This window comes from Paenibacillus sp. NPDC058367, assembly GCF_042723305.1.
In the GTDB taxonomy this organism is placed as follows: domain Bacteria; phylum Bacillota; class Bacilli; order Paenibacillales; family Paenibacillaceae; genus Paenibacillus_AQ.
In genome coordinates this window covers 386,185-401,401 of sequence record NZ_JBHXIZ010000003.1, presented here as the reverse complement: position 1 = coordinate 401,401, position 15,217 = coordinate 386,185, and the positions used below count along the sequence as shown (strand labels likewise).

At 41.5% G+C, this 15,217-nt stretch carries 10 protein-coding genes; all 10 read left to right on the top strand.

Annotated features, from left to right (window positions below; all coding sequences use genetic code 11):
- Positions 1 to 275 precede the first annotated feature (275 nt).
- The 10 genes from adhE (at position 276) to ACFWMP_RS18635 (ending at position 15,216) form a co-directional block, all read left to right on the top strand.
- The gene (gene adhE / locus ACFWMP_RS18680) at positions 276 to 2,897 is read left to right on the top strand and encodes a bifunctional acetaldehyde-CoA/alcohol dehydrogenase (protein ID WP_042129885.1); all 2,622 of its coding nucleotides are present in this window, start codon (positions 276 to 278) and stop codon (positions 2,895 to 2,897) included.
- Between the two features lie 252 nt (positions 2,898 to 3,149).
- The gene (pflB, locus tag ACFWMP_RS18675) at positions 3,150 to 5,411 is read left to right on the top strand and encodes a formate C-acetyltransferase (protein ID WP_042190525.1); all 2,262 of its coding nucleotides are present in this window, start codon (positions 3,150 to 3,152) and stop codon (positions 5,409 to 5,411) included.
- A gap of 215 nt (positions 5,412 to 5,626) precedes the next feature.
- Positions 5,627 to 6,364, top strand: a complete 738-nt coding sequence (gene pflA, locus ACFWMP_RS18670; RefSeq protein WP_379424447.1) for a pyruvate formate-lyase-activating protein — start codon at positions 5,627 to 5,629, stop codon at positions 6,362 to 6,364.
- Between the two features lie 422 nt (positions 6,365 to 6,786).
- Positions 6,787 to 8,196, top strand: a complete 1,410-nt coding sequence (locus ACFWMP_RS18665; protein WP_042190521.1) for an extracellular solute-binding protein — start codon at positions 6,787 to 6,789, stop codon at positions 8,194 to 8,196.
- A gap of 126 nt (positions 8,197 to 8,322) precedes the next feature.
- Positions 8,323 to 9,207, top strand: a complete 885-nt coding sequence (locus ACFWMP_RS18660; protein ID WP_042190519.1) for a carbohydrate ABC transporter permease — start codon at positions 8,323 to 8,325, stop codon at positions 9,205 to 9,207.
- Complete coding sequence (locus tag ACFWMP_RS18655; protein ID WP_042129876.1) at positions 9,207 to 10,037, top strand: carbohydrate ABC transporter permease; 831 nt, start codon at positions 9,207 to 9,209, stop codon at positions 10,035 to 10,037. Before ACFWMP_RS18660 ends, ACFWMP_RS18655 begins: the two co-directional genes overlap by 1 nt.
- A 28-nt stretch (positions 10,038 to 10,065) precedes the next feature.
- Entirely contained in the window at positions 10,066 to 11,922 is a 1,857-nt protein-coding gene (locus ACFWMP_RS18650; RefSeq protein WP_076284461.1) for a cache domain-containing sensor histidine kinase, read from the top strand.
- Entirely contained in the window at positions 11,897 to 12,682 is a 786-nt protein-coding gene (locus tag ACFWMP_RS18645) for a response regulator transcription factor (RefSeq protein WP_076284462.1), read from the top strand. The genes ACFWMP_RS18650 and ACFWMP_RS18645 overlap by 26 nt, the downstream gene beginning before the upstream one ends.
- Positions 12,683 to 13,245: 563 nt before the next feature.
- Positions 13,246 to 14,238, top strand: a complete 993-nt coding sequence (locus ACFWMP_RS18640; RefSeq protein ID WP_379424446.1) for an ABC transporter permease — start codon at positions 13,246 to 13,248, stop codon at positions 14,236 to 14,238.
- Between the two features lie 15 nt (positions 14,239 to 14,253).
- Complete coding sequence (locus tag ACFWMP_RS18635) at positions 14,254 to 15,216, top strand: carbohydrate ABC transporter permease (protein ID WP_379424445.1); 963 nt, start codon at positions 14,254 to 14,256, stop codon at positions 15,214 to 15,216.
- Position 15,217 lies beyond the last annotated feature (1 nt).

Here is a 15,217-nt window from a genome sequence, read left to right as displayed (position 1 = left end):
GTGATGAAGAGAATACATTTTTGTGTACTGATTTTAGATATATGGAATAAAAAGGAGCTGAAATTTTGCTTATTAAAGTATAATTCTAAGATTTAAAGGGTTTTATAGCACATAATATGGTAAAAAGACTATAATATGATCGAATGAAAGCGCTTTGAAAACAAATCAAAAAAACTTTATACTTTGTGAAAGATTTCACTATACAAGGTGGAAATCATGTGATAAGATAAATGTGTAGAGAAAAACAACTAAAAATTGACAGGAGGACGAGGGAGATGGCAGTTAAGAACGAAGTCGCCGCCCAAGTTAAACAAGTTACCGCTGAAGAGTATATTCAGAATTTAGTGGATAAAGCAAAAAAAGCGCATGAGGCGTTCATGGCGCTAGACCAAGAGCAAGTTGACACAATCGTTCATGCAATGGCGTTGGCTGGACTCGACAAACATATGTACCTCGCAAAATTGGCCGTAGAAGAAACTGGACGCGGCGTATACGAAGACAAAATTACGAAGAACATCTTCTCAACTGAATATATCTGGCACGGAATTAAATACGATAAAACAGTAGGCGTTATTGAAGACAACGCTTATGATAGCTTCCAAAAAATTGCTGAACCCGTCGGAATTGTTATGGGTATCACACCGGTAACCAACCCTACATCCACCACGATGTTTAAAGCGTTGATTTCGATTAAGACACGGAACCCTATTATATTCGGTTTCCACCCATCTGCGCAAGAGTGTAGTGCAGCTGCTGCAAAAATTCTTCATGATGCTGCCGTGAAAGCTGGCGCTCCTGAGAACTGTATCCAATGGATTGAAATGCCAACAATGGACAAGACAAACGCATTGATGAACAACCCAGACGTTGCTCTTATCTTAGCAACTGGTGGTTCTGCAATGGTAAAAGCAGCTTACAGCTGTGGTAAACCAGCACTTGGCGTAGGCCCTGGTAACGTACCTGCTTTCATTGAAAAGAGCGCGGATATTGATCAAGCCGTAACGGACATCATTCTTTCTAAAACATTTGATAATGGTATGATCTGTGCTTCCGAGCAAGCTGTTATTATCGAAGAACCAATCTTCGATCAAGTGAAGAAAAAGATGATTGCTAATGGCTGCTACTTTGTGAATAAAGAAGAAGCTGCCAAACTGACTAGTGGAGCAATGAACGTAGATAAATGTGCGGTTAACCCAGCAATCGTAGGTCAATCCGCAGTGAAGATTGCTGAAATGTGTGGCATTCAAGTCCCTGCCGGCACAAAGATTCTGGTAGCAGAACTTGAAGGTGTAGGCACTAAATATCCACTTTCCGCTGAAAAATTAAGCCCGGTTCTTGCTTGCTACAAAGTTAAGAATGCAGATCAAGGTATCGAACGCGCAGCTCAAATTGTTGAATTTGGTGGTATGGGACATAGCTCGGCTATCCACTCCAACAATGAAGAAGTAATCATGAAGTTCTCTAACCGTCTGCAAACAGGACGTATTCTCGTTAACTCGCCTTCCACACATGGTGCGATCGGCGATATCTATAACACTAATATCCCTTCGTTGACTCTGGGCTGCGGATCTTATGGTCGTAACTCCGTGTCGCAAAACGTTACAGCAATCAATTTGATCAACGTGAAAAGGGTGAATCGTCGTACCGTGAATATGCAATGGTTTAAAGTACCTGACAAGATCTATTTCGAAAAAGGCGCTACTCAGTACCTGACCAAAATGCCTGATATCACACGTGTCGCAATTATCACTGACCCAATGATGGTTAAGCTCGGATATGTTGAGAGAGTTGAACATTACCTGCGTCAACGCCAAACTCCTGTCGCTATCGAAGTGTTCTCTGAAGTTGAACCAGATCCATCGACAACTACAGTTGAAAAAGGTACTGCAATGATGAACAGATTCCAACCGGACTGCATTATCGCACTTGGCGGCGGTTCGCCAATGGATGCTGCAAAAGGAATGTGGTTATTCTATGAACATCCAGACGCAGACTTTAATGGTCTGAAACAAAAATTCATGGATATCCGTAAACGGGTATACAAATTCCCTAAACTTGGTAACAAAGCTAAATTTGTAGCGATTCCAACTACTTCGGGTACAGGTTCGGAAGTAACATCTTTCGCAGTTATTACCGATAAAACAACTGAACAGCACACTAAATATCCTTTGGCTGACTACGAGTTAACTCCAGATGTGGCTATCATTGATCCAGAGTTCGTATACAGCTTGCCAAAAACTGCTGTTGCTGATACAGGTATGGACGTATTGACACATGCTATCGAAGCTTATGTATCTGTTATGGCGAGTGACTATACTGATGGTCTAGCTATTAAAGCGATCCAACTGGTATTCCAATACCTTGAAAAATCGGCGCTGGAAGGCGACAGAGTAGCACGTGAGAAAATGCATAACGCATCAACACTTGCTGGTATGGCCTTTGCCAATGCATTCTTGGGTATTAATCACAGTTTGGCGCATAAATGGGGCGGACAGTACCACACTGCTCATGGTCGTACTAACGCGATCCTTATGCCACACGTTATCCGTTACAATGCTAAAAAACCTACGAAGTTCGCTTCGTTCCCTAAATATTCGCACTTCGTAGCTGATGAGCGTTATGCTGAAATTGCCCGTATTCTGGGATTGCCAGCTCGCACAACTGAAGAAGGTGTAACTAGCCTGATCAATGCTATTCGCGATATGAATAAAAAATTGGGCATCGAAGAATCGTTCCAACAACTGGGCTTTGATCCTAAGGACTTCGAATCCCGCGTAGATTACTTGGCTGACCGTGCGTTTGAAGATCAATGTACAACTGCCAATCCTAAGCTGCCACTGGTTTCTGAGCTTGCTGATGTATACCGTAATGCGTTCTACGGAAGATTTGATAATTAATAAATGGTTAAATAGAGAATAGGATAGTTGTGGACTTAGATAAAGGTGACAAATATCACTCGAAAGGTGATATTTGTCACAGTGTTTTTATAGAAAATAAACTAGAATGTTTATATAAACAACGGTCCCACATATGAAATGTTGATTGTGAAATTTGGAACAACCACATCTTTTGGGGATCACGAGACACGGGATCAACCTTCAAGCCCGCGATCTCTACAAATATAATAAATATAGATGGAGGGATTTAGCATGTCGGTGATTGAAAAAGAAGTAAATGAAGTGAAATCCGGTTGGAGAAGTTTTACAAAAGGTAAATGGTCCAAGAAAGTTGACGTTAACAACTTTATCGCTAGTAACATTAAGCCTTATGAAGGTAACGAAGAGTTCCTCGTAGGTCCTACTAGTAACACAACTGAACTGTGGAAGATTATTTCCCAACTGAGCAAGGAAGAAAGAGAAAGAGGCGGCGTATGGGATGTTTCCCTAGATACTGTCTCCACAATCACTTCACATGCTCCAGGCTACATTGACAAGGACAAGGAACAAATTGTAGGCGTGCAGACTGACGCTCCTTTCAGACGTTCCATCCAACCATTCGGCGGGATCAAGATGATGGTTGATGCTACGAAGGCTTATGGCTTCGAGCTTCCACAAAACATCGTTGACATGTTCACGAACATTCGCAAAACGCATAACCAAGGCGTATTTGATGCATATACACCAGACATGAGAGCAGTGCGTAAATCCGGCGTTATCACAGGTCTTCCTGATGCTTACGGCCGTGGACGTATTATCGGCGACTACCGCCGCATAGCTCTGTACGGTATTGATTTCTTGATTAAAGACAAAAAGCAACAACTAGCTGAGCTTGAAGTTGATTCCATGACAGAAGAAGTAATTCGTTTACGTGAAGAACTGTCCGAGCAAATTCGTGCACTGGGCGAATTGAAAGAAATGGCAGCTGCTCACGGCATGGATATTTCCAAACCGGCGATGAACTTCAAAGAAGCTACTCAATGGGTATACTTTGGATATCTGGCAGCAGTTAAAGAACAAAATGGTGCAGCGATGTCCCTGGGACGTGTTTCTTCCTTCCTAGACATTTATGCAGAACGCGACATTGAAGAAGGTACTTTGACTGAAGAACAAGTACAAGAAATTGTCGATCATTTCGTAATGAAACTGCGTATCGTGAAATTCTTGCGTACACCTGACTATAATGACCTGTTCTCCGGCGACCCTACTTGGGTAACTGAATCCATCGGTGGTATGGCTGAAGATGGAACCACTCGTGTTACCAAGAACAGCTTCCGTTTCCTGAACACCCTGTACAACTTGGGTCCAGCTCCGGAACCAAACTTAACTGTACTTTGGTCCGAAAGATTGCCTGAAGGCTTCAAAAAATATTGTGCTAAGGTTTCTATCGAAACTAGTGCAATTCAGTATGAAAATGACGATCTAATGCGTCCATACTGGGGTGAAGATTATGCGATTGCTTGCTGCGTATCTCCAATGCGTATCGGTAAACAAATGCAGTTCTTCGGCGCTCGTGCCAACCTGGCAAAAGCTTTACTGTATGCTATTAATGGTGGTAAAGACGAAAAATCCGGAGCACAAGTTGGACCGGAATTCCCAGCTATCACTTCTGAATATCTAGATTATGACGAAGTAATGAAACGCTTCAAACCGATGATGGAGTGGTTGGCTAAGACTTATGTTAACACTTTGAACATCATTCACTATATGCATGACAAATATTCTTACGAACGTATCGAAATGGCACTGCATGATCGCGACATTCTGCGTACAATGGCTTGCGGTATCGCTGGTCTGTCCGTTGCAGCAGACTCACTGAGTGCGATTAAATACGCGAAGGTTAAACCAATCCGTAACGAACAAGGTATTGCAATTGACTTCGAAACTGAAGGCGAATTCCCTTGCTACGGTAACAATGACGATGCTGTAGACAACATCGCAGTAGAATTGGTTGAAACCTTCATGTCTATGATCCGTAAACACAAAACATATCGTGATGCTGTACCGACTCAATCGGTATTGACCATTACTTCGAATGTAGTGTACGGTAAGAAGACAGGTACAACACCTGACGGACGTAAAAAAGGCGAACCATTCGCACCAGGTGCTAACCCAATGCACGGACGCGACAAGAAAGGTGCTCTGGCTTCGCTGAACTCTGTAGCCAAACTGCCTTACTCCGATGCACAAGATGGTATCTCCAATACGTTCTCTATCGTACCTAAGGCACTAGGTAAAGACGATGAATCCTGTAAGTCTAACCTGGTACACATGATGGACGGATACTTCCATAATAACGCTCAGCATTTGAACGTTAACGTATTTAACCGTGAACAGCTGATGGACGCTATGGATCACCCAGAGAACTATCCACAATTGACCATCCGTGTATCCGGTTATGCAGTTAACTTCATCAAGTTGACTCGCGAACAACAAATGGACGTAATTAACCGTACTTTCCACGGTTCAATGTAATTTGTTTATATTTATAAAGATCTTTCATTGAGATATGCACTAAAATATTTGCAAGGAATTACCGCTCTTGTTTCAAGGGCGGTAATATCTTGTTCAAGAATCATTAAAATTTTAAATTTTACGGTCGCGATTAAGGAGAACACAGTCTTAAGGGCAGGGATTCTTCTTCGTGAAAGATGGACTGTTAGTCAGTCCTGGAGAAAGGATGACATCCTATGATTAAAGGTCGCATACACTCCTTGGAAACCTTTGGAACCGTTGACGGACCTGGTATTCGATTTGTCTTATTTATGCAAGGGTGCTTGCTGAAATGCCAGTATTGCCATAACCCTGATACTTGGGCTTTAGATGAAGGTAAGGAAATGACTCTAGAAGAAGTGCTTTCGGAGATCGAGCCATATTTAAACTACTATCGTTCATCCGGTGGTGGATTAACTGTATCCGGCGGAGAACCAACTTTGCAGGCACAATTTGTAAAACAGTTATTTACGGAAGTTAAGAAGCGTTGGAATCTGCACACCACATTAGATAGTAATGGTTATAACGAAGGTGACAAGATTAATGACTTATTGGATGTTACAGACTTGGTGATGCTCGATTTGAAGCATATTGATGAAGAAGCACACATTAAGTTAACTGGTAAATCTAATGATCGGACCTTGAAGCTTGCACGTTGGCTGTCAGATCATAACCGTAAGATGTGGATTAGACATGTATATGTTCCAGGCATTCATGACCGTGAAGAGGACCTTATCAATCTAGGTCGTTATATTGGAACCTTAAATGGCGTTGAGAAATTTGAAATCTTACCTTATCATCAAATGGGTATCTATAAATGGGAAATGCTCGGCAAGGCTTATGAATTGGATGGAGTGCCATCCCCTACGGATGAAGAAGTTCAGCGGGCGTACCGCTTAGTCGAAGAAGGTCGTAATCAGACAGCGTTGGTATAATTCTTACCTACATTAAGTGGAGCCGTTCCTTCAGTGATTTACTGCTGAAGGAACGGCTTTTTTTGTTATGAGGGACGTCTGATGTCATTTAAAGGGGTAATTTTGTATTTTCGCTTTAAAAAAATGGTATATTTACTGCTGTTAATTAACGACTTGGAAATACGTTATGATATATATTGTATCATTGCATTGAGTATTTATGATTATTTTCAAAGTATATGTATGGTTAAATCACGCTATATAGCTATTAATCGTAATCATTACTGAAGTAAAGTTATATTATATTACATATTGTGTAGTTGATTCCGCTTTCATTAGAGATTTTTATCCCTATAGTGGATGAATCTTAACCTTACGAGAATGGAATCTGTTTTCTATAATAAGAAGTGTAAAGCACAACATTATATGGGGGGTCACAAGAAATGAAAAAAGGTATGACTTTGCTATTGTCCCTGATTTTTGTATCATCAGCTTTACTGGCAGGTTGCGGAGGCAACAACAATGCATCTTCTAACAAAGGAGATGGAAACGCTACCGCGACGAATTCAGCGGATGCTACAAATGCTCCAGCAACAGAAGAACCGGTTAGTAGCGAGCCGTTCGAAATGACGATTCGTCACACTCAAATCGGTGCCGACAAACAGAAACGTTTAGCTATTCTGCAAGAAGTAGTGAAAAAGGTAGAAGGCGATGTACCGGGTCTGACCTTTAAGCTTGATGGAGTAGATTCAGATGTAAACCGTAAAGAAAAATTACGTGGTGAAATGGCTGCAGGTAATCCACCAGAGATCTTCGATCTTTTCGGAAGCCCTGACTCTAAGATCTATGCTAAAGAAGGTAAATTACTCGATCTGACTCCAATCCTAGAGGAACTTGGAATTAAGGATAAATTCTCAAATCTTGATCCTTTCACTTATGAAGGAAAAATTTACGGATTGCCTATCGGTGGATCTGGTGAAGGGTTCTTCTACAACAAAGAATACTACAATAGCAAGGGTTGGAAAGCTCCAACAACATTTGCTGAATTGGAACAACAATTGGCTGACATCAAGGCTGACGGAAAAGTACCTTTGGCTGGTGCATCTAAGGCTGGGTGGGTACCACTTATGCTAGCTAACCACTTGTGGTCACGTTATGCAGGTCCAGATGTAACCGCTAAGTTTGCAACAGGCGAAGCTAAATGGACTGATCCAAACGTTGTAAAAGGTTTTGCGAAGTACAAAGAATGGGTTGACAAAGGATACTTCAAAAAAGGCGAACTTGGTTTCGAGTATGCTGAATATACAACACAATTCACTAGTAGTGAAGCAATCCTCTTGTATGATGGTACTTGGAAATCTTCCGTATTTAAAGAAGGACAATCTGGCGAAGGTTTGATCGGTAAAGTTGGATTCTTCAATATTCCTCCAGTTGATGGTGGCGTAGGTGACCAAACTGCATTGATGCGTGATGTAAACAATGGCTACGGTTTCTCTGCTTCTGCTGAGAAAGATCCACGTCAATTGGCTGCTGTGAAATCTTTCATCAAAAACTTGTTTAACGAAGAAATGCAATTACGTGGTCTTGTTGAAGATGGCGTATTGCCAGCAATGAAGATTGATCAAAACGTGCTGAATGAAAATATTACGGATGATCTGATGAGCGAAATCGTAGGTGTACTTAATAACTCACAATCTTCGTTCCCAGCATTTGACTCACTTGTTCAAGCTGATGTAACTACAGAAATCAGTAACATTCAAATTCAAAAGCTAATTGGTGGTCAGACAACTCCAGAGAAAATGGGCGAAGCTTTACAGAAGGTACAAGAAGAAGCAAACGCAGCAGTTGAATAAGTAGCTGCAAATTGAATGTACCCTGGTGCCAGAACCAGGGTACATTTTTAAACTCAAAGAAATTATGTGTTTGCAAAGCTCTAAACATTCATTGTTCGCCAGATGTCAAAGCAACCGGAGGTAGTCATGAATAAAGCACTAAGAAATCCATTGGTATTTTTCCTTTTTATTCTTCCAGCACTGATCTTGTTCACGATGTTCTTCATCTATCCCATCTTTAGTTCAATCTATTACAGCTTTACTAGCTGGAATGGGGTATCTGACACAGTCAAGTCTGCCGGAATCAGTAATTTTGAGAAGGCATTAGGAGACGAACGATTCTGGATATCTGTCAAAAATAACGGTTTCTTCATTCTTTTCTCCTGTTTTGTACAGGTACCGTTAATCATATTCTTCTCGTTATTGATATCGAATGTAAAGAAGCTAAAAGGCTTGTATAAGACAGCGGTCTTCATGCCTTCTATTATGTCTACAGCAGTTATCGGTATTCTATGGGGCTTCATTTATGAGCCCAACATTGGACTTTTAAATAAGGTTCTAGGCTTAGTTGGTATTGATCCACTTTACTGGCTGTCGGATGAAAGATTCGCAATGTTATCGATCCTGATCACGAATGCTTGGCAATGGACCGGATTCTACATTGTAATGGTACTTGCAGCTATTCTGTCGATACCAGGTGAATTGGATGAAGCAGCTGCCATTGATGGCGCAACTGGATTCCAACGTGCTACACGTATCACGCTTCCTTTAATTGTTCCGATCATTTCTGTTGTAATCATGTTGTCCATTGCTGGAGCAATGAAAGCGGCGGATATCGTCATTGTAATGACTAAGGGTGGACCTGCTGGTTCAACCGATGTAATGGCAACTTACATGATTAAATATGCTATCACTAACTTTAAGTACGGGTACGGTAATGCCATTGCAGTCCTGATCTTTGTATTTACATTGGTGGTTACAGCTATTTATCAGCTGCTGATAGCCCGACGCACAGAAAGGATTGAATACTGATGCCACGCGCCCTGAAAAAAAGTCTGCCACACGTCGCACTATTGTCCTATCTACTTGTTATTCTATTTCCTTTCCTGTTCGTGTTATTCTCCTCTGTGAAAAAGGATAACAATGCAATAGCACTTAACCCTTTTGGGATTCCAAAGGAGTTCGTCTTCAATAACTACGTTGAAGCTTGGGTAAATGCCAAGATCAGCACCTACTTTTTTAACAGTTTGTACATTTCCATATTGGCTTCTGTAGTATCTATCATTCTAGCGTCTATGTTTGCTTTTGCAGTTACTCGGATGCGCCAAGGCAAATGGAATACGATTTTGTTCACCTTAGTTATGGTGGGAATGCTCATTCCAAACAACGCATTGATGCTTCCTATTTATACGATTGTACGTAAGATGGGAATTCTGAATACGCACTGGGCATTGATTATCCCTTATATCGCGAATGCAATTCCGTTTACGATAATTATATTGGCTGCATTTATGCGCTCGTTGCCTAGAGAAATTGAAGAGGCAGCGGTCATGGATGGGTTGAAGGCACCAGGTATCTTTGCTAAAATTATTGTACCTCTAACCGTACCTGCCATGGTTACTGTATTCATTGTTAATTTCCTGGGCAATTGGAACGAATTCTTGCTGGCAAACTACTTCCTATCAAATGATGAACTACGTACGCTCCCAGTGGGTATGGTTCAATTCCGTGATCAATATCAGATGAACTATGCACAAATGTCAGCGGGTATCGTTTTCAGCGTTCTGCCAGTAATTGTGATTTATGCGATTTTACAGGAAAAAATTATTGAAGGCGTAACTGCGGGTGGCGTAAAAGGATAACTTTTTTCTCAGTCAGGAGCACTAGCCGATGAATTTGCGCTATAAATTATTTACGGCATTTTTGGGCCTGATAATCATTCCCTTATTTATTCTAGGCATGCTTATGTTTTTCGTGACTTATAACTCTATTGAGAAGAAGTACAGTCAACAGTCGGAATACTCACTCAAAGCAATTAGTTATAGTATTTCAAATGTGTTAAAAGATATGGATAACGTTACAGACAACGGAATTGCTACCTCGGTTTTTCATATGGCACTTAGCGCAGAAGATCCTTCTAATCAAGATTTGACTGATGCTGAGCAACTCAATTTGAATGCAAGCCAGCGCAATTTCCGTAGTCTGTTGTTTAACCATCCATCGATTAGCTATGCTTTTTTATACAATTTTAACGGTAGAGGTAACTCTGAAATCGTGTCGCTTTTTAATAAGGAAAATTTCCGAACGCTACCCTATGATACTTTCAAAAAAAGTGATTTGTACCAGGAAGTAATGGATTTGAATGGCGTGCCAAAATGGCTGGCTCCTCATGAGTATCCCGAACTTACAGGAACTGAACCTGTGTTTACACAAATTCGACTCGTGAAGGAACTGAGCTTCTTTCAGAACATAGGTATCCTTGTTGTACAGATCAAAAATTGGGAGCTCGAATCGATATTTCGCAATTTAAAAATTGGGGATAGTAATCAGGATGTTTCGTTTATGCTAGTAAATGATGACGGAATGATTCTATTTGACCCAGATCAAAAGCTGGATGGGCAGGATATTCAGTCATTCGCGAATAAAGAGATTACCTTCAAAAAAGGGTTTCAGAGTTTTAAAACAGAGTATAACGGGGAGAAAAGTATTCTCTCCATGTATCATTTGAAAGATTATCCTTGGAGTCTAGTGTCTGTAACCTCATGGGACTCTTTATCTCGAGAAGTTACAGTATTTGCACGCTGGTTTGTTGGGGTTATCTTCCTTTGCTTTTTGGCAGCAGTGATCTTCAATCTATTCTTTATGAATCGCATTACTGGTGCAATCGCCGTAATTGTTCGTTTTATGCGACGTGTTGAGGATGGAGATCTGACTTCGCGGGTAGAAGTGAAGGGGAATGATGAGTTAACGCTTCTTGGTAAAGGCTTTAATGATCTTATGGATAAAATTAACCGGTTGTTTAACAGAATCCATTTGGAACAGCGTCGCAAGAATCAAGCCGAGATGCGTGTTCTACAGGCTCAGATTAAACCGCATTTTTTATTCAATACGTTAGAGTCGATTAATGTTCTGGCTATACAGAATGAAGGCAAGAAAGTCAGTGAGATGGTCTACCGACTGGCAAGTATTTTACGTATTAGCATTCAGGATCGAGAAGAAATTACACTGGATGAAGAGATTAAACATCTGCGCAATTATTTGGATATTCAAAAATTTAGATTTGAGGATTTATTTGAATACGATATTGATATCCCACAAGAATTGATGAGTTGCGGCATTTTAAAGCTTACTTTGCAACCGCTTGTAGAGAATAGCATTCAACATGGATTTGAGGGTATTGATTACAAAGGTCAAGTTTCTGTGAAAGTTTGGGAGAAGCAAGGGGACTTAATTTTACGAATTGAAGATAACGGTATTGGAATTACACCCTCTCAGTTGTCTATTTTCCAATATATTGTGAATGATCCTGTGGAGCAAGAGGTTGAAGTTGAACGGGAAAACCGGATGAATCTTGAACGTAGAGGCCTTGGCATTCGCAGTGTAGCGGATCGCATCCGCATTGAATACGGTGACAGATATGGAATATTTATTTGTTCCAGTCCAGGATATGGTACTATTATTCAATGTGTCATACCTAAATACGAGCAGGGGGAAGATCATTATGCTAAAAGTATTATTGGTAGATGACGAAGCCCCAATTCTGAATAATCTGAAGAGAGTGTTGCCATGGCAGGAGATGGGGATGGAGGTCGTCGGTATGGCGCGAAGCGGTATGGACGCCTTGCGCATTGCTGAAGAGGAGCAACCCGATCTTGTGTTGAGTGACATTCGTATGCCAGTGATGGACGGGTTAACTTTTGTAGGAAAGCTGCGGGAATTGGGATTGGATAGTGAGGTACTGCTTCTTACCGGGTATCAGGAATTTGACTATGCACGGGAAGCGATCCGGCTTGGGGTAAAAGAATACATTTGTAAGCCGATACATTATGAGGAGCTTGGCAATAAGGTACGTGAGATCGGAGCTAATATCCGTAGTAAACAGTTTAAGAATAAACTGTATAATAGCATCCCTTTGTTTCAGGAGATTCCTGAAGTTGACAATGGCAAAAAAACGCCGGATCAGCTAATGAACTTGGCCGCTCAATACATCACTGAACATCTTCATTCAGATATCGGGATTGAGGAAGTGGCGAATAAGATCGGCATCAGTGGCAGTTACTTCTGCCTCTTGTTTAAGAACCGTTTTGCAATGACTTTCGTGGAATACGTAACACAACAGCGAATTGAAGCTGCCAAGTTTATGCTTACTAACAGTGATAAGAGCATTACGGTGATTGGCTCCGGAGTCGGTTATCAGGAACGACGTTATTTCACGAAGGTATTTCAGAAGCAGACGGGGATGTCCCCTAAGGAGTATCGTGACCGGTGCCGGGCCGAAGTGTTATAAGGTCGGCGGCGTATGGTGATGTTTAGCGTCACTGCAAGGAATGTCTGTTACTCAGCATGGTGAGGTAAGCGTCACTACGGAGGAATGTTTGGACTTTCGGTCGCTGTTATCCTCGGATTTCTTGATTGGAAACCGCTGCTCGCGGTTGAAATCCAATGATAGCATATGCTTCCGAGGTAGCTTTCCAAGGAAAGCTTTTAGGCGAACGCTACGCTCCTACAGTTCCAAACTTCCTCTCCATGCCTTCTCCCTCACCACACTTCGTTGTGGGTATGGGGTCGTCCCACTCCTGCGGTTGTGGGGACTCCTTAGGGGAAAGAAGGGATTATTGACCAGCCTGCGGCTGTGATAAAGGTACATAAGTTATAACCAATTTAATGATTTTAAACAGTAGAGATGATTATCCTTAGTTATTAAGGATAATCATCTCTTTTTTTATAGAAATATAATATGCCCCCTATACTCCCAAAATTTATCATATGTTTTAATTAGAGTGTAAGAAGGAAGTGCAAGGCGATAGCCAAGCAAGCGTGAAAAAGGCTCTAGATTAGGATGATGGGGAAATGGGGGAACAGAACATGAGTGTGACGAATCCTTCCGTCAGCTTATCAGAAGTAAAAAAACGTGGCAGGGGGAGAGTGCCGAATTTTCTGAGAGTGATGAAGAAATATTGGGTGTTCTATTTGATGATGCTCCCAGCCATTATTATTCTGATCATCAATAACTACATACCGATGTTAGGGACGGTAATTGCTTTTAAGGATATCAATTACCAGAAGGGCATTCTAGGCAGTGATTGGGTCGGGTTCTCGAACTTCAAATATTTATTCTCGACAGAGACGGCGTGGATCATTACAAGAAATACCCTATTGTACAACACTGCGTTTATTGTACTTACACTATTTTTTTCACTGGCTTTTGCGATTATGTTTAACGAAATGCGCAGCAGATGGCTATCGAAATTCCATCAGAGTGCGATGTTTCTCCCATATTTTCTCTCATGGGTCGTCGTCAGTTATTTAGTATACGGCTTTCTAAGTGCTGAGCACGGGTTCATGAACAAGACACTGCTTCCGTTCTTTGGGGTTGATCCAATTGAATGGTATTCGCAGTCGCAATATTGGCCGGGGATTCTAGTGATAGTAAAGCTGTGGAAAGAGATTGGCTATACGACGATCATTTATATGGCTGCGATCATCGGCATAGATCACGAATATTATGAGGCTGCGCTGATTGACGGTGCTTCTAAATGGAAGCAGATTCGTAAAATCACGCTGCCGCTGATCAGTCCGGTTATCATCGTAATGACGCTACTGCAGATTGGTAGGATTTTTAACGCAGACTTCGGATTGTTCTTTCAGGTGACTAGAAACGCAGGAGCATTATACTCCACTACGCAAGTTATCGACACCTATGTATATCAGACCTTCCTGGCGATTGGTGATATTGGGATGTCCTCTGCCGCGGGTCTCGTTCAATCTATTGTAGGATTTCTACTGATATTCTTAGCAAATCTAGCAGTACGACGAATAAGTAAAGATGATGCGTTATTTTAGAGGGAGGTGGGCGTGTTGAGCCAGACAGAAACTGCAATCGGGCCGTCGGGTCGTACAGGAAAGAGAGCTAAACGGCAAAGACAACCCAATGAAATTTCTAATATCTCCAATTTGTTAATTAATATATTCTTCTGGATCTATACGGCGATTTGTGTGGTCCCACTGATCCTCGTGATTATCGTATCGTTCTCAGATGAACAATCGGTTGTGCAGCACGGCTACAGCTTTTTCCCGAACAAGTGGGATATCTCGTCATATGAATTTCTGTTAAAAGATTATTGGCAAATCATAGATGCGGCTGCCGTTTCCTTATTTGTGACGGTGGTTGGAACGATTCTGAGTCTCGTAATTATGGCAATGTATGCCTATCCTATCTCGCGTGGGGATTTTCCACATCGTAATTTCTTTTCGTTCTTTATATTTTTTACACTGTTGTTTAATGGAGGCTTAGTGCCCTGGTATCTAGTTTATACTCAAATGATGCATTTGAAAGATACGCTATGGATTCTGATTATGCCACTGCTGGTTTCAGCATTCTTTGTCATCATTTTACGAACCTTTTTTGCAAACACAATCCCGCCGGCACTAGTTGAATCCGCTAAAATTGACGGGGCACCGGAGTTTCGGATCTTCGTTCAAATCATTCTGCCTTTGTCGTTACCGGTGCTAGCTACAGTGGGATTATTTCAAACCTTGGCGTATTGGAATGACTGGTATCTAAGCTTGATCTTTATTTCACCCGAAGGGCATGTCAATCTGCAATATCTAATGTATAAGACGATGTTGAACGTTCAGTTCCTGACTGCAAGCCCTCAAGCGATGGCTGCCTTAGCTGCACAAGGTGTAGAAATCAATCTGCCGACAGAGACAGTAAGAATGGCAATGGCTGTTATTGGGATCGGTCCTATCGTATTCGTTTACTCCTTCTTCCAAAAGTATTTTATCAAAGGACTTACCGTTGGTGCTGTTAAAGGCTAAT

Excerpts from the sequence above, each read along its gene's own strand:
- adhE (WP_042129885.1), top strand. The coding sequence starts at position 276 with ATGGCAGTTAAGAACGAAGTCGCCGCCCAAGTTAAACAAGTTACCGCT.
- ACFWMP_RS18640 (WP_379424446.1), top strand. The coding sequence starts at position 13,246 with ATGGGGGAACAGAACATGAGTGTGACGAATCCTTCCGTCAGCTTATCA.
- pflA (WP_379424447.1), top strand. The coding sequence starts at position 5,627 with ATGATTAAAGGTCGCATACACTCCTTGGAAACCTTTGGAACCGTTGAC.
- ACFWMP_RS18660 (WP_042190519.1), top strand. The coding sequence starts at position 8,323 with ATGAATAAAGCACTAAGAAATCCATTGGTATTTTTCCTTTTTATTCTT.
- ACFWMP_RS18665 (WP_042190521.1), top strand. The coding sequence starts at position 6,787 with ATGAAAAAAGGTATGACTTTGCTATTGTCCCTGATTTTTGTATCATCA.
- ACFWMP_RS18650 (WP_076284461.1), top strand. The coding sequence starts at position 10,066 with ATGAATTTGCGCTATAAATTATTTACGGCATTTTTGGGCCTGATAATC.
- ACFWMP_RS18645 (WP_076284462.1), top strand. The coding sequence starts at position 11,897 with ATGCTAAAAGTATTATTGGTAGATGACGAAGCCCCAATTCTGAATAAT.
- ACFWMP_RS18655 (WP_042129876.1), top strand. The coding sequence starts at position 9,207 with ATGCCACGCGCCCTGAAAAAAAGTCTGCCACACGTCGCACTATTGTCC.
- pflB (WP_042190525.1), top strand. The coding sequence starts at position 3,150 with ATGTCGGTGATTGAAAAAGAAGTAAATGAAGTGAAATCCGGTTGGAGA.